The following is a 20,616-nucleotide window of genomic DNA, read 5'->3' as shown; positions in this document are numbered from 1 at the left end:
AAAGCGTTTCGTGATGCGAAATGCCCCGTTCAACCTATTGATTTTATAGGCAAATATTTTTCGTCTTCTATAAGACACAAGCCCACCTTGCTTTGCAGCAGAGGCATAGACTTTGTCCAACGATTCACGCAATGCAAGACGCGAATCTTTGAAGTCTTCTTATCACTGACCAGGAGCATCACCATGAGCACTCGCGAAACCGAAATCCGCAATTTGCAGAAAGACTGGGCCGAGAACACCCGCTGGCAGGGCATCAAGCGCGACTACAGCGCCGAGGATGTCATCCGCCTGCGCGGCTCGATCAGCGTGCAGCACACGCTGGCCGAACGTGGCGCCACCCGTCTGTGGGAACTGCTGCATAGCGAACCCTTCGTGAATTCGCTGGGCGCCCTGACCGGCAACCAGGCCATGCAACAGGTCAAGGCCGGTTTGAAGGCCATCTACCTGTCGGGCTGGCAAGTGGCCGGCGACGCCAACCTGGCCGGCGAGATGTATCCCGACCAGTCGCTGTACCCCGCCAACTCGGTGCCGCAAGTGGTTCGCCGCATCAACAATTCGTTGGCGCGCTGCGACCAGATCCAATGGATGGAAGGCAAGAACCCGGGCGACGAAGGCTATATCGATTACTTCGCGCCCATCGTGGCCGATGCCGAAGCGGGCTTTGGCGGCGTGCTCAATGCCTTTGAACTGATGAAGGCAATGATCGACGCCGGCGCCTCGGGCGTGCACTTCGAAGACCAGTTGGCGTCCGTGAAAAAGTGCGGCCACATGGGCGGCAAGGTGCTGGTGCCCACCCGCGAAGCCGTGGCCAAGCTGGTGTCGGCGCGCCTGGCGGCCGACACGATGGGCACGCCGACCGTGCTGCTGGCCCGCACCGACGCCGACGCCGCCGACCTGGTGACCAGCGACGTGGACGAAAACGACCGCCCGTTCATCACCGGCGAGCGCACCGTGGAAGGCTTCTTCCGCACCAAGGCCGGCATCGATCAAGCCATTTCGCGTGGCCTGGCCTACGCGCCGTACGCCGACCTGATCTGGTGCGAAACGTCCACGCCCAACCTGGAATATGCCCGCAAGTTCGCGGACGCGATCCATCGCCAATTCCCGGGCAAGCTGCTGGCGTACAACTGCTCGCCCTCGTTCAACTGGAAGAAGAACCTGGACGACGGCACCATCGCCAAGTTCCAGCGCGAGCTGGGCGCCATGGGCTACAAGTTCCAGTTCATCACGCTGGCCGGCTTCCATGCACTGAACTACGGCATGTTCGAATTGGCCCACGGCTATGCCCGCCGCCAGATGAGCGCCTTCGTGGAATTGCAGCAGAAGGAATTCGCCGCCGCCGAAATGGGCTTCACCGCCGTGAAGCACCAGCGCGAAGTGGGCACCGGCTACTTCGACGCCGTGACGCAGACGATTGAAAACGGCCAGTCCTCGACCACGGCGCTGACGGGCTCCACGGAAGAAGCCCAGTTCGAACACGGCAAGGAACAGAAGGTGGCTTGAACGCTTGAATGCGTGATTGCTTGAACGCATGGTGCGTCACCCGGTGAGCGCTGACCGGGTGACGCACGGATAGATTGCTTTGCAGTTGTAGGTGCTGTTGTAGGGTGGATTCAGGGTGCCTTCGGGCACCCTTTTTTTTCCCTCGGGGCGCAGCCCCCCGGCGCCTTGTTGCTCTTAAGCGGCCGCCGCCTCTTGCGCCAGCGACGCCATGTCGATGACAAAGCGGTACTTCACGTCGTTTTTTACCAGCCGTTCATAGGCCTCGTTCACGGCCTGGATCGGCACGATCTCGACATCGCTGACGATGCCGTGTTCGGCGCAGAAGTCCATCATCTCTTGCGTTTCTTCCATGCCGCCGATGGCCGAGCCCGCGATCGACTTGCGGCCCATGATGAGGTTCGCGCCCGGAATCGGGTCCAGCGGCGTCAGCGCGCCCACCAGCGCCATCGTGCCGTTCAGCGTCAGCAGCGCCAGGTACGGGTTCACGTCATGGCTGACGGGCACGGTGTTCAACAGGAAATCGAACGTGCCCGCGTGCGCCGCCATCGCCTCTGCGTCGCGCGACACCAGCACCTCGTCGGCGCCCAGGCGCCTGGCGTCGCGGCCCTTGTCGGCGGAAGTGGTGATCATCACGACATGTGCGCCCATGGCATGGGCAAACTTCACGCCCATGTGGCCCAGCCCGCCCAAGCCGATCACGCCCACCTTCTGGCCGGGGCCGACCTTCCAGTGGCGCAGCGGCGAATACGTGGTGATGCCGGCGCACAGCAGCGGAGCAACGGCCTTCAGATCCAGCTTGTCAGACACCTTCACAACAAAGTGTTCCTTGACGACGATGCGGTCGGAATAGCCGCCAAACGTCAGCTGGTCGCTGCCGCGTTCTTTGTCGTTATAGGTCAGGGTGGCGCCTTCCTCGCAGTACTGCTCCAGGTTCAAGCGGCAGGCCTTGCAATGCAGGCAGGAATCCACCATGCAACCCACACCCGCGAAATCGCCTGCCTTGAACTTGGTGACGTTCTTGCCCACTTGCGCCACGCGGCCCACGATCTCGTGGCCCGGCACCATCGGGAACACCGAATTGCCCCAGTCGCCGCGCGCCTGATGCAAGTCGGAATGGCAGATGCCGCTGTAAAGAATGTCGATCAGCACGTCGTCATCGCCCGGCTCGCGGCGCGTGAAGCTGAACGGGACGAGCGGGGTGTCGGTACTGTGGGCGGCATAGCCACGGGCTTGGATCATGGTGAACTCGAATTAAATTTGTTAAGCAGACGTTCACAATATTCCTCGGCATTCCCGCTATCAAGCTAGAATTTCCGCATGCTTTATTCAAGGAATTTGCATAATCATGCAGGCAGATAACCTGTCGCACCTGGCGGCGTTCGCCGCCGTCGCCCGGCATTGCAGCTTTCGCCGCGCGGGCGAAGAACTGGGCCTGTCCACGTCCGCCGTCAGCTACGCGATCCGCAGCCTGGAAGAACGGTTGGGCGTGAACCTGTTCAACCGCACGACGCGCAGCGTGGCGCTGACCGACGCCGGCCAGCGCCTGGCCGAGCGCCTGCTTCCCGCCCTTGCCAACCTGGGCGACGCGTTGGAAGAGATGAACCACTTTCGGGGTTCGGCGTCCGGCACGCTGCGGATCAACACGTCTCGCGCCGCGTCCTACATGTTGCTGATGCCGATGGCCGGGCGCTTCCTGGGGGCGTACCCGGATATCCGCCTGGAAATCGCCGAGGACGACAGCTTTGTCGATATCGTCGGCTCGGGTTTCGATGCGGGCGTGCGCTTGCTGGAGGCCGTGCCGGAAGACATGGTGGCCGTGCCGATCGGCCCCAGCCTGCGCGCGGCGACCGTGGCGTCGCCCGCCTACCTGGCGGGCCGGCCATTGCCGCGCCATCCCGACGACCTGCTGGCCCACGAGTGCGTGCGCTACCGCTTTCCCAGCGGGCGCTACTACAAATGGGAATTTGAAAAGGACGGGGTGGCGATTGAAGTCGACGTGTCCGGCCGCATCGCGCTTAGCGACGTGCACGCGGAAGTGCGCGCGGCGGTGGACGGCATCGGCATCGGCTGCGTGCCGGAATACTACGTGCGCGACCTGCTGCAATCCGGCCGGCTGGTGCGCATGCTGGATGACTGGTGCCCCACAATTGCCGGCTTCATGCTGTATTACCCAAGGCAACGTCGCGTATCGTCGGCGTTGCGCGCGTTTATCGATATGGCCAAGCAGGCAGAGCCCAGCTAAGGCCGCGCACCTTCCAGCAGCGCCTGCACCAGCCGGTTCTCTTCGTCTGCTTGCCGGCACACAAAGGAAATCTGCCGGTACGGCGCGTGTTTGCCCAGCGGCAACACGCGCACGGGATGCACGTCCAGCAGGTTGCGCCCCGGCTCGGGCAGCACACAGACCCCCAGCCCTGCGGACACCAGCGCCGTCAGCGCCGCCAGGGACTGCATTTCGATGCGGCAGCGCGCGTGCGGCGCGTGCTGCGCCACATAGCGCGCGGCCAGTCGGCCACCGATAGTGGTCTTGTCAAAGCGAATCCATTCGTAGCGCTGGAACAATTCGGCCACGCGCGTTTCCGTGGAATCGGGCGGGGCGATCAGGACCAGCGTTTCCCGAAACAGCGGCGTCCACACCAGGCGGCTGGACCCGCCCGTCTGCGGCTGCGTGATGATCGCGGCGTCGATTTCCCCTTTTTTCAGTTTCTCGGTCAATTCGGTGGCGCGGCCGCGCACCAGCCGCACGTCCAGCTGGGGATAGCGTTCCCGCAGTTTGCGCAGCAGCGGGGGCAGCAGCGTGACCTGCAACGGTTCGATGGTGCCCAGCCGCACGCGCCCTTCAACGGCGGGCGTGCTGCGCCGGCGCAGTTCGTCCAGCCGGGCCAGCGCGTCCTGCAGCACCGCGTCCACTTCGGCGGCAAAGGCGTTCGGCCTGACCTGTAGCGCCGACCGGTCGAACAGCGGCTGGCCGAAGTATTGCTCCATCTGCTTCATCTGCAAGCTGACGGCGCTGGGCGACAGGTTCATGTCCGCGGCGCCCGCCGCGAAGCTGCCGCCGCGCAGCACCGCATTGAGCGTACGGAAAGATTCGATCTTCATCAGGAATCCTCACGTAGTGTTTTAAGAATCCTCGCTTTATATCATCAGTGGCCGGTCCTAGTATGCGAGACGACCACAACGAAAAGCGGCTGCGGGACGGGCGTGCCACGCCTGCCGGAACAGACCGACACCGAGGAGACCTACGATGAACCTGACTTTGCACACGCTGCGCGCGGCCATACCCGCGTTGGCCCTGAGCCTGACGCTGGCGGTTGCCGCGGGCGCGCCCGCGACCGCCATGGCGCAGTCCGCCTCCATACCGCCCACCATCACCATGGTGGTGCCGTTTCCGCCTGGCGGCAGCAATGACGTGTTCGCACGCGTGCTGGCCGAAAAGCTGGGGGCGCGCCTGTCGAACACCGTCATTGTTGAAAACCGGCCCGGCGCGGGCGGGGCGATTGGCGCGGAATACGTCGCGCGCGCACCCAAGGACGGCACGGTGCTGATGCTGTCTTCGTCCACGCTGACCACCAACGCGGCGGTACAGACCAATTTGAAGTACGACGTGGTGCGCAGCTTCGCGCCCGTGGCGATGCTGGCGCGCAGCCCGATGGCCTTGGTGGTGGGCAAGGACTCGCCGTACCAATCCATGGCCGACCTGTTGGCTGTCGGCCGCAAAGAACCGGGCAAGCTGACCTACGGCAGCGCCGGGCTGGGCTCGGTCAACCAGATGGCCAGCGAAATCCTGGCGGGTGGCGAGAAGACGGCGTTCACGCACGTGCCCTACAAGGGCATGTCGCACGCGCTGAACGATTTGGCCGGTGGCCGCGTCGATTTCGTGATCGGCAGCTTCGCGTCGACGGCATCGCTGCTCAAGGGCGGCAAGCTGCGCGTGCTGGCCGTCACGTCACCCAAGCGGTCGCAGTTCTATCCCAACCTGCCCACCATCGGTGAAGGCCAGCCCGGCTACTCGGTGGAACTGTGGTGGGGCGTGCTGGCCCCGGCCGGCACCCCCGCGCCGCTGGTGGACAAGCTGAACGCCGAGATCCGCGCCATCGTCAACGACGACAAGATGCGCGCCATGTTCGCCGAGGAAAGCGCGGTGCCGGCCGAACTGACCGTGCCGCAGTTTGCCGATCTGGTGCAGGCCGACGCCGCCAAGTGGAAGCAGGTGGCGCGCGACCGGAACATATCCATTCAATAAGCACGACCCCGATTCAACCTCCGTCACAAGAGCGCAAGCATGAGAAGCAAACTGTTCGTTCCAGGTTCCCGTCCCGAGTTATTCGCCAAGGCATTGAGCGGCCCCGCGGACGCGTTGTCGTTCGACCTGGAGGACGCCGTGGCCCCGTCGCGCAAGGCCGAAGCGCGCGAGCACCTGGCCCGCATGCTGGCCGACCCGCAGACCGCGGCGTCGGGCAAGACGCTGATCGTGCGGGTCAACGCGCTGGACAGCGGGCATTTTCATGCCGACGTGCAGGCGGTGGTGCGGCCGGGCCTGCATCTGGTGAATCTGCCCAAGGCGGAAAGCGAGGCCGACGTGGTGGCGGCGGCCAGCGCCATCGAACAGGCGCGTGCCGCCAATGGCGTGAAGGAGCCGGTCGGGTTGCTGTTGAACATTGAATCGCCCCGCGCGCTGCGCCGGGCGGCCACCTTGGCGGCCGCGCATCCGTCGGTGGCCGGCTTGCAGCTGGGCCTGGGGGATCTTTTCGAACCCGCCGGCATCAGCCGCCGCCAGAACGTGGCCGTGCAGCAGGCGATGTTTGCGCTGCGCATGGCGGCGGCCGAGGCGGGGGTGTTTGCCTATGACTCGGCCTTTGCCAATATCGAAGACGAAGCGGGCTTTCGCGCCGAGGCCGAGCTGGCGCGCAGCCTGGGCTACCTGGGCAAAAGCTGCATTCACCCGCGCCAGGTGCCGCTGGTCAACGCCGCGTTTCGCCCGACGGATGAAGAAATCGCCCACGCTACCCGCGTGGTGCAGGCCGCGCGCGAGGCATCGGACAAAGGCGTCGGCGCGTTTGTGGTGGACGGCCGCATGATCGACGGCCCGTTCCTGCGCCGCGCCGAAGCGATACTGCGTTCGGCCCAGGCCTTGGGGCTGGACGGCACGGAGCAACAGCAATGATGGCAACTGAACACGTTTGTACCGGTGGCCCGCTGGCGGGCGTACGCGTGCTGGACTTAAGCGCCTACATCGCCGGGCCGTATGGCTGCACGCTGCTGGCGGACCAGGGCGCGGACGTCATCAAGGTGGAACCGCCCACGGGCGACAACCTGCGCAAGTATCCATCCACGCTGGACACCGAAAGCCGCGCCTTCCTGGGCGTGAACCGGGGCAAGCGCGGGCTGGTGCTGGACCTGAAACAGCCCGACGCGTTGGCGGTGCTGCACGACCTGGCGCGCCAGGCCGACGTGCTGGTGCACAACTTCCGACCCAGCGTGCCCGCGCGCCTGGGCATCGCCTACGAGCAGCTGGCCGAGGTGAACCCCCGGCTGATCTACTGCGCCGTCACCGGCTATGGGGAAACCGGTCCGCTCAAGGACAAGGCCGGCTACGACCAGGTGCTGCAAACCATGACGGGCATGTGCGCGTTGCAGGGCAAGGCGGAAGGCCCGCCCGAGATCCTGTACGGCTCAGTGGTGGATTACTACGCGTCGTCCATGGTGGCGGCCGGGGTGGCGTCGGCGCTGTATGAACGCGAACGCAGCGGTCGCGGGCAGTTCGTGGGCGTGTCCTTGCTGCGCAGCGCGCTGGCGTTGCAATCGGCCCGGCTGGTCTGGGCCGAGGGCGAACCGCGCGAGATCGGGCGCGACATGCGTTCGGGCGGCATCACGGGCCTGCACCCCACGGGCGGCGGCTATCTGTATATCTCGGCCAACACGCCGCACTTCTGGCAGGCCTTGTGCGAGAAGACCGGGCTGGCGGACCTGGCTGCGAATCCGCGTTACGACTCGGTGCGCAAGCGTGCCGAGCATCGCGACGAAATCGTGCCGCGCCTGCATGAAGCGCTGCGCGCGCGCACCGCGCTGGAATGGGAGGCCTGGTTTGGCGAAGAGGTGCCTTGCGCCGCCGCGCGCGGCGTTGAAGACATGTTCGACTTTCCCCAGGTGCAGGCCGAGAAGATGATCTCCACATTCGCGCATCCGGTCGTTGGCAGCTACCGGGGCTTCGCGCAGGCGATCAAGTTCGGCCGCAGCCAGGCGGACACGCCGCGCGCCGCGCCCGCGTTTGGCGAACACAGCGAAGAGGTGCTGGCCGAAGCGGGAATCTGCGCCGAGCGGGTGGCCGACCTGAAAAAGCGCGGCGCGTTGCGATAGCTCGCTTGGACGCCGGAAATGCCGCCTTGATCCAGATCAAGGTGCCGGCCTTCGCCGCTGGGTACCATCGGCGCATGCGAGCAAAATCGATTTTCGCCGTCCCGGCGTCCCTGTCCGACGCCGACCGCCAGCAACGCCGCCACGCCTTGGTGCGCCTGTCGCTGGCGTGGCTCGCCATGATGCAGGTCATGATGTTTGCGTGGCCCGGTTACCTACGCCATGACAGCATGCCCGCCGACGCGCTGGAAACGCTGGACTGGGCCATCGTGCTGATGAACTGGGCCAGCTTCGCCCTGACCATTCCCGTGGTGCTGTATTCGGCCTGGCCCATCTGGCGCCATGCCGGTGACAACCTGCGCCACGGCCGCGCGGGCATGGACGTGCCCGTTGCGTTGGGCATCGTGGCGGCGTTTGTTCCCAGCGTTCACGCCACCTGGACCGGGCGCGGCGACGTCTATTTCGATTCCGTCACGATGTTCGTGGCGTTCTTGCTGACCGCGCGCTACCTGGAACTGTGCGCCCGCCAATCCTTCGGCGACGCGGCGGGCGGCCTGCGGCATCAGCGCGTGGAAACCCAACGGCTGGAATTGGGCGCGCGCGCCGATCGGCTGGCCTCGCGCTTCGTGTTGGCGCAGGTGGTGCTGGCGCTGGCCGCCGCTATCGGCTGGGCGGCCATCGACCCCGCCCACAGCCTGCCCGTGATGGTGGCGCTGCTGGTCATGAGCTGCCCCTGTGCGATGTCGATGGCGGTGCCCACTGCCATGGCGTCCGCGCATTCGGCATTGGCCGCGCACCCGACCATGTCGGACGCCGCGCTGGGCGCGCTGCTGCGCCGCGCGCGCGAGAAAGCCCGCCAGAACCTGTACGGCTCGTTGATCTGGCATTTGCTGATGACGCCGCTGGCGTTGTTGGGCTGGGTGCAACCCTGGCTGGCCGCCATCACGATGCTGCTGTCCTCGCTGGCCGTGGCCTATAACTCGTGGCGCCTGTGCCGCCGCGACTGGTCGGTTGGCAGCGCACCCGTCGGCGCGCTGGAAGCCGCGCCATGACCATCCTCTATCTCTTGCTGCCCTTGTCGCTGCTGTTCGTGCTGGCCATCGGCGTATCGCTGTGGTGGGCCGTGTTCAACGGCCAGTACGACGATACCGACAACGCGGGCACGGCGATCCTGCGCGACGACGACAGCGGTCGCGGCTCGCGCGGCTAAGCGCAAACCCCGCCCACCCATTTCCGACACCCCGGTTCCCCGGCGCCTGGGCGCCCGCGCGCGCGTGAGTCCGTTGCGGCATTGCCGCGTTCCCTGCCTGGCCGTTGTGCGCTTGATCCATATCAACGTCGACTTGTGTGCCTAGTCCCATCATTCAAGCCTGGAGCTATTTGTTACTTTAGGGGAAGGGTGATGAACGATTGCCCCGCAATCGCAAGCAAGGCCGATACCTTCAACTACAAGATCGTGAGGCAGTTCGCGCTCATGACGGTGGTGTGGGGAATAGTCGGCATGGCTGTGGGCGTATTTATCGCCGCGCAGCTGATTTGGCCGCAGTTGAATTTCGACACCGCATGGCTCAGCTACGGCCGCCTGCGCCCGCTGCACACCAACGCGGTGATCTTCGCCTTTGGCGGCAGCGCTCTGTTCACGACGTCGTACTACGTTGTCCAGCGCACCTGTCAGGCGCGCTTGTTCTGCGACAAGCTGGCCGCCTTCACGTTCTGGGGCTGGCAGATCGTCATCGTCGCCGCCGCGATCACCTTGCCCATGGGCTTTACCAGCAGCAAGGAATACGCCGAACTGGAATGGCCCATCGACATCCTGATCACCTTGGTCTGGGTCGCCTACGCCATCGTGTTCTTCGGCACCATCATCAAGCGCCGGTCCAAGCACATCTACGTGGCCAACTGGTTCTTCGGCTCGTACATCCTGACCATCGCCATCCTGCACATCTTCAACAACATCGAAATGCCGGTGTCGATGTGGAAGTCGTACTCGGCGTACGCCGGCGTGCAGGACGCCATGGTGCAGTGGTGGTACGGCCATAACGCGGTGGGCTTTTTCCTGACCACCAGCTTCCTGGGCATGATGTATTACTTCGTGCCCAAGCAGGCCGGCCGCCCCATCTATTCCTACCGCCTGTCCATCGTCCACTTCTGGGCGCTGGCCTTCACGTACATGTGGGCGGGTCCGCACCACTTGCTGTACACGTCGCTGCCTGACTGGACGCAATCGCTGGGCATGACGTTTTCGCTGATCCTGCTGGCGCCGTCCTGGGGCGGGATGATCAACGGCATCATGACGCTGCAAGGCGCCTGGTACAAGCTGCGCACCGACCCGATCCTGAAGTTCATGGTCACCGCGCTGTCGTTCTACGGCATGTCCACGTTCGAAGGGTCGATGATGTCGATCCGCACCGTCAACGCGCTGTCGCACTACACGGACTGGACCATCGGCCACGTGCACTCCGGCGCGCTGGGCTGGGTCGCGATGATTTCCTTCGGCTCGCTCTACTACCTGATCCCGCGCCTGTATGGCCGCGAAAAGATGTACAGCGTGAAGGCCATTGAACTGCACTTCTGGATCGCCACCATCGGCGTGGTGCTGTACATCGCCGCGATGTGGATTGCCGGGGTGCAGCAGGGCCTGATGTGGCGCGACACGGCCTCCGACGGCACGCTGGTCTACAGCTTTGTCGAAGAACTGAAGACCCGGGTTCCGTACTACCTGATCCGCTTGCTGGGTGGCACCTTGTTCCTGTCGGGCGTGTTCGTGATGGCCTGGAACGTGTGGAAGACGGTGCGCGGCGCGCAGCCGGTCAACCCCGCCATTCCGCTTGACGATCCCCATGCCGCTCGCCCGTCGGTCGCCGCACCCGCCGCGCCCGCCGTGCCCGCCACTGTTTGACGAGGACATCATGGCCAACAAAAAAACTGGCTTCTTTTCTCACCAGACGCTTGAGAAGAACATCGGCTGGATGATCATCGCCAGCATCCTGGTGGTGTCCTTCGCGGGCCTGGTGCAGATCATTCCGCTGTTCTTTCAGCACAGCACGACGCAGCCGGTGGCGGGCGTCGAGCCCTACAGCCCGCTGCGGCTGATGGGCCGCGACGTGTACATCCGTGAAGGCTGCGTGGGCTGCCACTCGCAACAGGTGCGCGTGCTGGCCGCCGAGGTGCAGCGCTACGGTTCGTATTCGACGGCCGCCGAATCGGTCTTCGATCATCCGTTCCTGTGGGGTTCCAAGCGCACCGGGCCCGACCTGGCGCGCGTGGGCGAACGCTATTCCGACGACTGGCACCGCATCCACTTGCGCGACCCGCGCAAGGTGGTGCCCGAATCGAACATGCCCGCGTATCCGTGGTTGCAAAAGACGGTGATCACCGGTCAGAACGTATCCGAACGCATGCTTGCCCTGCGCAAGCTGGGCGTGCCTTACACGGACGAGCAGATCGCCGGCGCGCCCAAGGCCATCGAGGGCAAGACGGAAGAAGACGCGCTGGTCGATTACCTGCAAAGCCTGGGCGTGGGCGTGCGCCGCGCCAAGCAGGCCGAAGAGGCCCGGGCGGCCGAAGCGGCGAAGAAGGCCGCCGCGCAATCGGCTGCACAACCCGTTGCACAACCCGTTGCACAACCCGCTGCACAAGCCGCCGTGCCGGCGGCTTCGGGAGGCTGATCATGCTGGGCATCCTGAGCGCATTCATTACCGCCATTTCCATGGCGACCTTTTTCGGCATCGTCTGGTGGGCCTGCTCGCGCGGGCGCCAGAGCGCCAATCGCGAATCGGCCATGTTGCCGTTCGCACTGCCCGATGAATTCGGACAGGCACAACAAGATGGAGCGAATCGGTCATGAGCGATTTCGTCAATGGCTTCTGGGGCATTTTCATTTCGGTCGTTGCCGTGGGCGGCGTGGTCTGGTGCGTGTGGCTGCTGTATACGCAGCGCCGCTGGCTGGGCGCCAAGCCGGCCGCCGGGCAGGTGGAAGACACCGGCCACGTCTGGGACGGCGACCTGACCGAACTGAACAATCCTGTTCCCACGTGGTGGACGTGGATGTACCTGCTGGCGTGCCTGTTCGCGCTGGGCTATCTGTTCTTCATGCCCGGCCTGGGTTCGTACAAGGGCCAGCTGGGCTACAGCAGCACCGAGGAAGTGGCGCGGCAGCAGGCCAAGATGGCCGAGGCCGTGCGCCCCATCTACGCGCGTTTTGAAACGATGACCGTGCCGCAGATCGCGCAGGACACGGGCGCCCGTGAAATCGGCCAGCGCCTGTTCCTGAACAACTGCGCGCAGTGCCATGGCTCGGACGCCAAGGGCGGCCCCAGCTTTCCCAACCTGACCGATGGTGACTGGCTGCACGGCGGTTCGCCCGAAACCATCATGAAGACCATCAAGGAAGGGCGCCATGGCGTGATGCCGCCGTGGAAGGCCGCCATCGATGCCAAGACGGCCGGCGACATCGCGCAGTATGTGCGGTCCTTGTCGGGGCTAACGGCGGACCCGGTGCGCGTGTTTCGTGGCAAGCGCGAGTTCGGCAACTTCTGCGTCGCCTGTCACGGTGTGGACGGCAAGGGCAACCAGCTGGTGGGCGCGCCCAACCTGACGGACGACGTGTGGCTGTATGGCTCGTCGGAAGCCTCCATCGTCAAGACCATCCTGGACGGTCGCGACAACCGCATGCCGGCGCACGAACACATCCTGAATCCCGAGCAGATCAAGGTGTTGACGGCGTGGGTATGGGGCTTGTCGAACAAGCCGGAAGCGGGCGGGCAGGCGGCGGTCGGCACCGCGGCGGTCGATACCGCGGCGGTCGGTACCGCGGCGGTCGGCACCGCGGCGGTCGGTACCGCCGCGGTCGGCGGCACCACGGCGGTCAAGTAACGCGGCCGGCGGCGCATAGGTGAAGGGACGCCCCGGCGGCCCTTCACATCAATGGACTTACAGTACGGAGCAGCATATGGATGAAGGGTCAACCGCAAGCGTCGGCACGCAGCCTGGCGGCGACCCGCCGCCCTGGCGCCCGCACACACGTCCGCCTCGTCCCGGGGCCGAAACCCTGGAGCAGACGCTGGCCGGCGTGCGCAGCAAGATCTATCCGCGATCCGTCAGCGGCAACTTTGCCCGCTGGCGCATCGCGTTTGTCTTCATCACGCAGCTGATCTTCTACGGCTTGCCCTGGCTGCAATGGAACGGCCGCCAAGCCGTGCTGTTCGACCTGGGCGCGCGCAAGTTCTATCTGTTCGGCCTGGTGCTGTGGCCGCAAGACGTGGTGTACCTGGCCGTGCTGCTGGTCATCTCGGCGCTGGCGCTGTTCCTGTTCACCGCCGTCGCCGGCCGACTGTTCTGCGGCTACGCCTGTCCGCAAACCGTCTACACCGAAATCTTCATGTGGATCGAGCGCAAGGTCGAAGGCGACCGCATCGCCCGCATCCGTCTGGACGAAGCACCCTGGAGCCTGCACAAGGCGCGCGTAAAGATCACCAAGCATGTGCTGTGGATTGCGCTGGCCTGGTGGACGGGGTCGACCTTCATCGGCTATTTCGCGCCGATCCGCGAACTGGGCCACGAATTGTTCACGCTGCAACTCGGCCCGTGGCAATGGTTCTGGATGTTGTTCTATGGCTTTGCCACCTGGGGCAACGCCGGCTTCATGCGCGAATCCGTGTGCAAGTACATGTGCCCCTATGCCCGCTTCCAAAGCGTCATGGTGGACCCGGACACCTTTGTGGTTACGTATGACAAGCGCCGGGGCGACCCGCGCGGCGGGCGCTCGCGCAAAGTGGATCACAAGGCGGCCGGCCTGGGCGACTGTGTCGATTGCAGCCTGTGCGTGCAAGTGTGCCCCACCGGCATCGACATCCGCGACGGCCTGCAATACATGTGCATCGGCTGCGGCGCCTGTATCGACGCCTGCGAGCAGGTCATGGACAAGATGCAGTACGAACCCGGCCTGATTCGCTACACCTCCGACCGCGCCATGCAGGATGGCCTGAGCGCCAAAAGCGCGCGCTCGCATCTGCTGCGCCCGCGCGTGCTGATCTACGGCACGCTGATCCTGATACTGGCCGTGGCCTTTGTGGCGTCGCTGGCCATGCGCAACCCCTTGCGGGTCGACGTCATCCGTGACCGGGGCGCCTTGGGCCGCGAAGTGGCCGGCGGGCAGATCGAAAACGTCTACCGCCTGCAAATCATCAACACGTCGGACACCGCCATGCGGTTGCGCCTGTCGGCGGACGGCATGCCGGGCCTGCAAGTGATGGCCGGGCGCCAAGGGTCCGACATGGTTGACGTGGAGCCGGCCGCCAACAAGCTGGTGCCCATGGTGATCCGCGCGCCTGCCGGCGTGGAGCCGGGCGCCCATCCCATCACGCTGCGCGCGCGCGGCCACGACGGCGAAAACCGGTCCATCCAGACCGACGAAGCCGCCAGTTTCTACGTACCCGATTAAGCCCGCTTCGCCCGCTTCAAGGACTTTCCATGACAACCGCCTCATCCCTGCCCACGCCCAAGCCCTGGTACCGCGAGCCCTGGCCGTGGATCCTGATGGCCGGCCCCTTCGCGGCCATGATCGGATGCTTCATCACGATCTACTTCGCCTACAGCAACTTCACCCACGAGCCGATCCAGGACGGCGTGGTCAAGCGCGGCCTGGTGATCGAACAGGTCGCACCCCGGGCAAGCGAGGGCGCACGCGCCGCGCAAGCCAACCCTTAACCAGGGAGAGCACAGATGGGCCTGCGTTCATTGATGTGGATTTTGTGGCCGTCGTTCTTGGCGGCGGCGATGGGCAGCGCGTTGATCTTCGCGCTGATCGACCCGCTGGATGTGGCCATCTTCGGGCACGTGCCCACCGGGCGCGTGGGCTTTTACACGGTGTCGTTCTTCGTGCTGTGGGTGATGGCGGGGCTGTCCAGCCTGCTGACCGCCTACCTGATGCCCAAGGCGGTTGAAGACGAAGACCTTTGATAGAACGCTGCCCCGCGCCGTGCGCGGGGCAGTGCGACAGGCGCAACCGGACGCTAGACCTTCTTCACGAATTCCGACTTCAGGCTCATCTGGCCAAAGCCGTCGATCTTGCACTCGATGTCGTGGTCGCTGTCGACCAGGCGGATGCCCTTGACCTTCGTGCCCATCTTGACCACGCCGCCCGAGCCCTTGAGCTTCAAGTCCTTGATGACGGTGATGGTGTCGCCGTCCTGCAGCACGTTGCCGGCCGAATCGCGGTAGACGCGGGCGTCCTCGGTGGCTGCGGTGTCATCGCCGGCCGCGATGGACCATTCATGCGCGCACTCCGGGCAGACGTAGTTGCCGCCGTCTTCGTAGGTGTATTCGGATTGGCATTTCGGACAGGCGGGCAGGGCACTCACGGGGAAAACCTCGGATAAAACGCGCGCGGGGCGCAATCGGCGATTGTACTTCCCCTGATACGCAAAATTCGCCTAACGCGCGCGCATCATCGTTGAATATCGTGCAGCAGGTCCACAAAATGCTGGCCCGCCGCGCTTAATGGGCGGTCGCGCGGGACGATGCTGCCGAACTCGGTCAGCGACTGGCGTATCTGGTAGGGCAGGATGGCCAGCAGCCCGTGCGCCGCATACCGGCTGGCCACCGATTCGGGAATCACCCCCAGCATGTGCGACTTCATCGCCAGGTTGGTGGTGGTCAAAATGGACGCGGACTCGATCAGCCCCGGCGGCGTGGCCACGTTGTGCGACCGGAATTCCTGTTCGATCACATCGCGCATCGGGCTGCCGTGCGGCTGCAAGATCCAGGGATACGCCAACATGGCGTCGAACGCCAGGCGCTTTTGCCCGGCCAGCGGATGGTCCACCGCCGCGATCACCGACAGCGCCTCGTCGCCGATGGGCCGGAACACGTAGTTGCGGTCCGACAGGGTCAGCATGCGGCCGATCACCACATCCAGCTTGCCTTCGTTCAGCTGCGCGATCAGCAGGTCGCTGGTGCCCGTGGCAATTTCCACGGCCAGCAGCGGATAGGTCTGCTTCAGGCGCAGCAAGGCGTCGGTCAGGTGGCCGGGCGAGGCCGCCATGATGCTGCCGATGAAGAGTTTGCCCGCGCTGCCCAGCCGCAATTCATCCAGCTCGCGCGCCAGCGACGACATGGTGCCGCGCATGCCGCGAAAGTAGCCCATCACGCATACGCCGGCGGGCGTCAGCGCCAGCCCGCGACCCACCCGTTCAAACAGGGGCTGCCCCAACGCCAATTCCAGTTCGTGCAGCATTTTGCTGGCGGCCGACTGCGTCATGTTCAGCTGCGCCGCCGCCGCGCGCAGCGTGCCGCGTTCGTCGATAGCCAGCAGCAGCACGATCTGGCGCATGCGCAGCCGCGACAGCAGGGCGGGCACATTCAAGTTGCGTTCCATGATTGATCGCCTGTGGTGAACGGTTGGTGCAAAAGTTTCATTTTACGGAAACAGGCGTTGTTTCTAAGATGACTGCACAACAACTAGCCCATGCGGCGAAGAAACATCAAGGAGACAACCATGAAGATCCGCATATTGGCGGCGACGGCCGCATTGGCCGCGGGCACCCTGTGCCTGTCGGCATCCGCGTTCGCCCAGACGCCGCGCGCCGACTGGCCGACCAAGCCGCTACGCCTGCTGGTGGGGTCCGCACCCGGCGGTGGCACGGACGCCATGGCGCGCGCCGTGGCCGACCGGCTGGGGCCGATGCTGGGCCAGACCGTGGTCGTGGAAAACAAGCCGGGCGCATCCAACACGCTGGCCGCCGATCTGGCCTCCAAGTCCGCCGACAACCACACGATGGTGATGGGCGTGTCCACCGCCCACGCCATCGCCCCGCATCTGCTGAAGCTGGCCTACGACAACGACCGCGACCTGACGCCCGTGGTGTTCGTGGGCGCGGTGCCGAACATCCTGGTGGTCAACAACCAGGTGCCGGCCGACTCGGTGCAGGCGCTGATTGCGCTGCTGAAGCGTCGTCCGGGTGAATTGAACTTTGCCAGCAGTGGTTCGGGCAGCACGCAACACATCGCGGCCGAACTCTTCAAGGATGCCACCGGCGTGCAGATGACGCACATTCCGTATCGCGGCAGCGGCCCGGCCATGGTGGACCTGATGGGCGGGCAGGTGCAGATCGCTTTCGAAACCGCGTCGTCGGTCATCCCGCACATCAAGAGCGGCAAGGTGCGCGCGCTGGCGGTGCTGAGCGCGCGGCGCAACCCGCAGCTACCCGACGTGCCGACGATGGCCGAGGCCGGCGTGCCCGGCGTCGAAATGAGCGCCTGGTACGGCATCTACATGCCCACCGCCACGCCGGCAGCCATCCAGACACGCATTCACGACGACGTGAACCGCATTCTGGCCATGCCCGAGACGCAGGCGCGGCTGTTGGCCATTGGCGCGGACATCACCCCGATGAGCCAGGCGCAGTTCGCGCAGTTCCATAACGCCGAAAACCAGCGCTACGCCGGCATCATCAAAAAGAACCACATTTCCGTGGAGTGAGGCTTGTATGCACGCGCAGCAAAAGATAGCTATGCAGCAAAAACCGGATATGCCGCAAAAACCCGTGGTGGCCTTGACGCTGGGCGACCCGGCCGGCATCGGCGCCGAACTGATCGCGCGCTTGCTGGCGCAAGCCGAGGCCTGCGAACGCGCCAATATCGTGCTGGTGGGCGATGCCTGGCTGTGGCGCGAAGGCCAGCGCGTGGCCGGCGTGGACGTGCCCACCGAAGCGGTGACCAGCATGGCGGCAGTGCGGGCCCGCGCCGACACAAGCCGGCCCGCGTGGCTGGCCATGGACACCGTGCGCCCCGACCAGGTGACCGTGGGGCAGGCCGGTGCGGCGGGCGGCGCGTCGGTATTGCGCGTACTGAACGCCTGCATGGACGCGGCGCGCGACGGGCATATCGACGCCATCTGCTTTGCGCCCTTGAACAAGTTCGCCATGAAGCAGGGCGGCTTGAAGCACGACGATGAACTGCACCACTTTGCGCAGTACCTGGGCGTGACGGGCACCTTCTGTGAATTCAATACGTTGGGCGACTTGTGGACGTCGCGCGTGTCGTCGCACATTCCCTTGAAGGACGCCGCCGCCGCGTTAAGCGTGGACCGCATCAAGGCCGCAACGCGCCTGATCTACCGGTCGTTGCAGGCCAACGGCATCGCCCAGCCGCGTGTGGCGGTCGCGGCGTTCAACCCCCACGGCGGCGACGGCGGCACGTGCGGGCGCGAAGAAGTCGACATCATCGAACCCGCCGTGCGGCAGCTGAACCAGGAAGGCTTGCCCATCGCCGGACCGTTTCCCGCCGACACGATTTTCCTGAAGGCGCAGGCGGGCCAGTTCCAGGCAATTGTCACGATGTACCACGACCAGGGGCAGATCGCGATCAAGCTGCTGGGCTTTTCGCGCGGGGTCACCGTGCAGGGCGGCCTGCCCATCCCCATCACCACGCCGGCGCACGGCACGGCGTATGACATCGCCGGCCAGGGCCGCGCCAACGTGGACGCTACCTGGCAGGCGTTTCTGATTGCGTGCCGTATGGGTGCGTCCACGGGTGCGTCGCACCGAGCTTCCCTTGTTTGAACAGGATCACACCATGAAAATCAAATCCGTCCGCGCCCGCGTTTTCGAATGGACCGGCAAGACCGTGCCGCCGCAAGGCAACTTCTGCTCCAACGCGATGGACCTGGTGCCCTCGCGCGAGGAAACCATGAGCACCTTCCGCTTTCATGGCTGGACGGTGGTGGAAGTGGAAACGGACGACGGCATCGTCGGGCTGGGCAACGTGGCGCTGGCGCCGCGCGTGGCCAAAGCCATCATCGACCAGTACCTGGCGCCGCTGGTGGTGGGGCAGGACCCCTGGGACTATGAATTCCTGTGGCAGCGCATGTACCGCGCCACGCATGCGTGGGGCCGCAAGGGCGTAACCATGGCGGCGATTTCGGGCGTGGACCTGGCCATCTGGGACATCCTGGGCAAGTCGGTGGGCAAGCCCGTGTTCAAGCTGCTGGGCGGGCGTACCAAGGAGAAGATTCCCGTCTATTACTCCAAGCTGTACCGCACCGACCTGAAAGCCATGCAAGACGAAGCGCAGACCTATCTGGACCAGGGCTTTACCGCGTTCAAGATGCGCTTTGGCTACGGCCCGGCGCACTTGCAAAAGGGCGTGGTTGAAAACCTGAAGTCGGTCCAAGCCATTCGTGAAGTCATCGGCTACGACACCGACCTGATGCTGGAATGCTATATGGGCTGGACGCTGGAATACGCCAAGCGCATCCTGCCCAAGCTTGAAAAATTTGAGCCGCGCTGGCTGGAAGAGCCCGTCATTGCCGACGATATCGACGGCTACGCCGAATTGAACCAGCTGACCTCGATTCCGATCTCGGGCGGCGAACACGAATTTTCGCTGTACGGATTCAAGCAATTGCTGGACCGGAAGGCGGTGTCGGTGGTGCAGTACGACACCAACCGCGTGGGCGGTATCACGGCGGCGCACAAGATCAACGCGCTGTGCGAAGCGTATAGCGTGCCGGTCATTCCGCACGCCGGCCAGATGCACAACTATCACCTGACGATGAGCACGCTGGCCTCGCCCATGAGCGAGTACTTTCCGATGTTCGACGTGGAAGTGGGCAACGAACTGTTCTACTACATCTTCGACGGCGAGCCCGTCGCCAAGGAAGGCTTCATCGACCTGGACGACAACAAGCCGGGCCTGGGGCTGACCTTGAAAACCGAATACCTCAACGATTTCAACATCATCGAGTAGGCCGCCATGACTGCCATATCCCAGGCGCCGCGCTATCGCGGCATCTTCCCGGTAGTGCCCACCACGTTCACGGAATCAGGCGAGCTGGACCTGCCCAGCCAGAAGCGCGCGGTGGATTTCATGATCGATTCCGGCGTGGACGGCCTGTGCATCCTGGCCAATTTCTCGGAGCAGTTCGTGTTGTCGGACGATGAACGGGAAGTGCTGACGCGAACCATCCTGGAACACGTGGCCGGTCGCGTGCCGGTGATTGTGACGACCACGCACTTCGGCACGCGCGTGTGTGCGGCGCGCAGCCGCCGCGCGCAAGAGCAGGGCGCGGCCATGTTGATGATCATGCCGCCGTATCACGGCGCCACGATCCGGGTGCCCGAGGCGCAAATCGAAGGGTTTTTCCAGCAGGTGTCGGACGCGGTGGACATACCCATCATGATCCAGGATGCCCCGGTGGCAGGCACGCCGCTGTCCGCCGCGCTGCTGGCCAGGATGGCGCGCGAAATTGAACAGGTGTCGTACTTCAAGATCGAAACGGCGGGCGCGGCCTCGAAGCTGCGCGACCTGATTGCGCTGGGCGGCGCAGCGGTGGAAGGGCCCTGGGATGGCGAAGAAGCCATCACGTTGCTGCCGGACCTGGACGCGGGCGCCACCGGGTCGATGACGGGCGGCGGCTTTGCCGACGGCATCCGCCCCATCATCGAGGCGCACCGCGACGGCCGGCGCGACGAGGCCTACCGGCTGTACGAACGCTGGCTGCCGCTGATCAACTACGAAAACCGCCAGGGCGGCATCCTGACGGCCAAGGCGCTGATGAAGGCGGGCGGCGTGATCGATTGCGACGCGCCCCGGCATCCGTTTCCGCCGATGCGCGACGACGTGCGCCAGGGCCTGCTGGAAACGGCGCGGCGGCTGGAGCCGCTGGTGTTGCGCTGGGGGCGGTAACAGGCTTGTCTTCGAAGGGCGGCTGCGTCGCCCGTGCGCGCATCGCGCGGCCCCGGCCCGGCCTCGCTGCCGGGG

General features: G+C 64.9%; 22 protein-coding genes. 18 read left to right on the top strand and 4 right to left on the bottom strand.

Annotation, left to right across the window (positions count from 1 at the left end; genetic code table 11):
* The first annotated feature begins 183 nt into the window (after window positions 1–183).
* The gene (gene aceA / locus DVB37_RS17600) at window positions 184–1,503 is read left to right on the top strand and encodes an isocitrate lyase (protein ID WP_046805409.1); all 1,320 of its coding nucleotides are present in this window, start codon (window positions 184–186) and stop codon (window positions 1,501–1,503) included.
* A gap of 174 nt (window positions 1,504–1,677) precedes the next feature.
* Here aceA and DVB37_RS17595 read toward each other — a convergent pair whose 3' ends face one another.
* On the bottom strand, window positions 1,678–2,742 hold the full coding sequence (locus tag DVB37_RS17595; protein WP_046805408.1) for an NAD(P)-dependent alcohol dehydrogenase: 1,065 nt from the start codon (window positions 2,740–2,742) through the stop codon (window positions 1,678–1,680).
* 106 nt (window positions 2,743–2,848) lie between these two features.
* Here DVB37_RS17595 and DVB37_RS17590 point away from each other — a divergent pair, with 106 nt between their 5' ends.
* Window positions 2,849–3,745, top strand: a complete 897-nt coding sequence (locus DVB37_RS17590) for a LysR family transcriptional regulator (protein ID WP_120156332.1) — start codon at window positions 2,849–2,851, stop codon at window positions 3,743–3,745.
* Here the strand turns inward: DVB37_RS17590 and DVB37_RS17585 are convergent.
* Window positions 3,742–4,599, bottom strand: a complete 858-nt coding sequence (locus DVB37_RS17585) for a LysR family transcriptional regulator (RefSeq protein WP_120156331.1) — start codon at window positions 4,597–4,599, stop codon at window positions 3,742–3,744. The genes DVB37_RS17590 and DVB37_RS17585 overlap by 4 nt on opposite strands.
* A 145-nt stretch (window positions 4,600–4,744) precedes the next feature.
* Here DVB37_RS17585 and DVB37_RS17580 point away from each other — a divergent pair, with 145 nt between their 5' ends.
* From DVB37_RS17580 to DVB37_RS17525, 12 genes are all read left to right on the top strand, one after another.
* Window positions 4,745–5,743, top strand: a complete 999-nt coding sequence (locus DVB37_RS17580) for a tripartite tricarboxylate transporter substrate binding protein (RefSeq protein ID WP_120156330.1) — start codon at window positions 4,745–4,747, stop codon at window positions 5,741–5,743.
* Between the two features lie 39 nt (window positions 5,744–5,782).
* Window positions 5,783–6,664 (top strand): CoA ester lyase, encoded by an 882-nt coding sequence (locus tag DVB37_RS17575; RefSeq protein WP_104144317.1) that lies wholly within the window; start codon window positions 5,783–5,785, stop codon window positions 6,662–6,664.
* On the top strand, window positions 6,661–7,857 hold the full coding sequence (locus DVB37_RS17570; protein ID WP_104144318.1) for a CaiB/BaiF CoA-transferase family protein: 1,197 nt from the start codon (window positions 6,661–6,663) through the stop codon (window positions 7,855–7,857). The genes DVB37_RS17575 and DVB37_RS17570 overlap by 4 nt, the downstream gene beginning before the upstream one ends.
* Before the next feature lie 74 nt (window positions 7,858–7,931).
* Entirely contained in the window at window positions 7,932–8,906 is a 975-nt protein-coding gene (locus DVB37_RS17565) for a membrane protein (protein ID WP_046805456.1), read from the top strand.
* A complete protein-coding gene (ccoS, locus tag DVB37_RS17560; protein WP_046805402.1) occupies window positions 8,903–9,064 on the top strand; it encodes a cbb3-type cytochrome oxidase assembly protein CcoS in 162 nt (53 codons plus the stop codon). The genes DVB37_RS17565 and ccoS overlap by 4 nt, the downstream gene beginning before the upstream one ends.
* 192 nt (window positions 9,065–9,256) lie before the next feature.
* Window positions 9,257–10,753, top strand: coding sequence for a cytochrome-c oxidase, cbb3-type subunit I (gene ccoN / locus DVB37_RS17555; protein ID WP_046805401.1), 1,497 nt, complete (start codon window positions 9,257–9,259; stop codon window positions 10,751–10,753).
* A 10-nt stretch (window positions 10,754–10,763) separates the two neighbouring features.
* Window positions 10,764–11,522, top strand: coding sequence for a cytochrome-c oxidase, cbb3-type subunit II (ccoO, locus tag DVB37_RS17550; protein WP_120157545.1), 759 nt, complete (start codon window positions 10,764–10,766; stop codon window positions 11,520–11,522).
* Between the two features lie 2 nt (window positions 11,523–11,524).
* Window positions 11,525–11,701 (top strand): CcoQ/FixQ family Cbb3-type cytochrome c oxidase assembly chaperone, encoded by a 177-nt coding sequence (locus DVB37_RS17545; RefSeq protein WP_104144319.1) that lies wholly within the window; start codon window positions 11,525–11,527, stop codon window positions 11,699–11,701.
* Window positions 11,698–12,729, top strand: a complete 1,032-nt coding sequence (gene ccoP / locus DVB37_RS17540) for a cytochrome-c oxidase, cbb3-type subunit III (RefSeq protein ID WP_120156329.1) — start codon at window positions 11,698–11,700, stop codon at window positions 12,727–12,729. The genes DVB37_RS17545 and ccoP overlap by 4 nt, the downstream gene beginning before the upstream one ends.
* A 76-nt stretch (window positions 12,730–12,805) precedes the next feature.
* On the top strand, window positions 12,806–14,296 hold the full coding sequence (gene ccoG, locus DVB37_RS17535) for a cytochrome c oxidase accessory protein CcoG (RefSeq protein WP_120156328.1): 1,491 nt from the start codon (window positions 12,806–12,808) through the stop codon (window positions 14,294–14,296).
* A 29-nt stretch (window positions 14,297–14,325) separates the two neighbouring features.
* Window positions 14,326–14,562, top strand: coding sequence for a FixH family protein (locus tag DVB37_RS17530; RefSeq protein ID WP_046805397.1), 237 nt, complete (start codon window positions 14,326–14,328; stop codon window positions 14,560–14,562).
* Window positions 14,563–14,577: 15 nt separating this feature from the next.
* Window positions 14,578–14,814 (top strand): hypothetical protein, encoded by a 237-nt coding sequence (locus DVB37_RS17525; RefSeq protein WP_104144321.1) that lies wholly within the window; start codon window positions 14,578–14,580, stop codon window positions 14,812–14,814.
* Between the two features lie 53 nt (window positions 14,815–14,867).
* On the opposite strand, the gene DVB37_RS17520 is transcribed toward DVB37_RS17525, so the two are convergent.
* Both DVB37_RS17520 and DVB37_RS17515 read right to left on the bottom strand, forming a co-directional pair.
* On the bottom strand, window positions 14,868–15,215 hold the full coding sequence (locus DVB37_RS17520) for a zinc ribbon domain-containing protein YjdM (protein WP_120157544.1): 348 nt from the start codon (window positions 15,213–15,215) through the stop codon (window positions 14,868–14,870).
* Between the two features lie 86 nt (window positions 15,216–15,301).
* Entirely contained in the window at window positions 15,302–16,231 is a 930-nt protein-coding gene (locus DVB37_RS17515; protein WP_046805395.1) for a LysR family transcriptional regulator, read from the bottom strand.
* Window positions 16,232–16,351: 120 nt separating this feature from the next.
* On the opposite strand from DVB37_RS17515, the gene DVB37_RS17510 reads away from it, so the two are divergent.
* The 4 genes from DVB37_RS17510 to DVB37_RS17495 are packed head-to-tail and all read left to right on the top strand — an operon-like array spanning window position 16,352 to window position 20,541.
* Complete coding sequence (locus DVB37_RS17510; RefSeq protein ID WP_104144323.1) at window positions 16,352–17,335, top strand: tripartite tricarboxylate transporter substrate binding protein; 984 nt, start codon at window positions 16,352–16,354, stop codon at window positions 17,333–17,335.
* Between the two features lie 49 nt (window positions 17,336–17,384).
* Entirely contained in the window at window positions 17,385–18,416 is a 1,032-nt protein-coding gene (locus tag DVB37_RS17505; protein WP_120157543.1) for a 4-hydroxythreonine-4-phosphate dehydrogenase PdxA, read from the top strand.
* A 13-nt stretch (window positions 18,417–18,429) separates the two neighbouring features.
* On the top strand, window positions 18,430–19,602 hold the full coding sequence (locus tag DVB37_RS17500; protein ID WP_046805392.1) for an L-rhamnonate dehydratase: 1,173 nt from the start codon (window positions 18,430–18,432) through the stop codon (window positions 19,600–19,602).
* Window positions 19,603–19,608: 6 nt separating this feature from the next.
* Window positions 19,609–20,541, top strand: coding sequence for a dihydrodipicolinate synthase family protein (locus DVB37_RS17495; protein ID WP_120156327.1), 933 nt, complete (start codon window positions 19,609–19,611; stop codon window positions 20,539–20,541).
* Window positions 20,542–20,616: the final 75 nt, after the last annotated feature.

This window comes from Achromobacter sp. B7 (assembly GCF_003600685.1).
Taxonomy (GTDB): Bacteria; Pseudomonadota; Gammaproteobacteria; order Burkholderiales; family Burkholderiaceae_B; genus Achromobacter; species Achromobacter spanius_B.
This window is presented reverse-complemented; position numbering and strand designations above follow the sequence as displayed.